The organism is Dorea sp. 210702-DFI.3.17, from assembly GCF_020560825.1.
GTDB classification, from domain to species: Bacteria; Bacillota; Clostridia; order Lachnospirales; family Lachnospiraceae; genus Dorea; species Dorea formicigenerans.
The window spans coordinates 1-746 of record NZ_JAJCNB010000085.1; the positions used below are offsets into that span (position 1 = coordinate 1).

Annotated in this window: 1 protein-coding gene and 1 pseudogene; both read left to right on the forward strand. The window is 37.1% G+C overall.

The window, feature by feature from the left end; translation table 11 throughout:
• Nucleotides 1–105, forward strand: a pseudogene (locus LI149_RS15775) (transcriptional repressor); the annotation flags it as partial.
• A partial coding sequence (locus tag LI149_RS15035) for a flavin reductase (protein ID WP_227079430.1) occupies nucleotides 98–746 on the forward strand: 649 nt, incomplete at its 3' end. The pseudogene LI149_RS15775 and the gene LI149_RS15035, both read left to right, overlap by 8 nt.

The window sequence follows — 746 nt, forward strand, 5'->3', positions numbered from 1 at the left end:
AGAATTCATAACACTCATGGAATTGAATTTGTGGATTATGATATTTCATTTAAAGTCATTTGCCCGAAATGCAGGGAGAAGGTAAAGGAGGAACAGCATGGATAGGAAAGCAATGTATAAGTTGAGTTATGGACTGTTTATATTGACCGCTAAAGAAGCAGAAAAAGATAACGGATGCATCATTAATACAGCCATTCAGGCAGCTTCGGAACCAAACCAGTTAAGTATCTGTGTAAATAAGGCAAATTATACGCATGATATGATTCAAAGAACCGGAAAATTTACTGTATCAGTCTTAAGTCAGAAGGCACAATTTGAATTGTTCAAACATTTTGGCTTCCAATCAGGAAGAGATACCAATAAGTTTGAAGCATTTGAGCAGTGTGCCAGGGGCACAAATGGTATTTATTATATTACAGAAGGTACAAATGCATACATTTCTGTGACAGTTACTAAAACAGAGGACTTGGGTTCACATACGATGTTTATCGGTGAGATAACCGATATGGAAGTTTTAAGCAATGTTCCTTCAGTAACATATGATTATTATCAGAATAATATTAAGCCTAAGCCACAGGAGGTTGGAAAAACAGAGGACGGTCAGACAATATGGCGTTGCAGAATTTGCGGATATGAATATGTAGGCGAGGAATTACCAGATGACTTTATATGTCCTTTGTGCAAGCACCCGGCATCAGATTTTGAAAAAGTAGTAAAGAAAACGGAGGTAAAAGAGATGGCAGCAA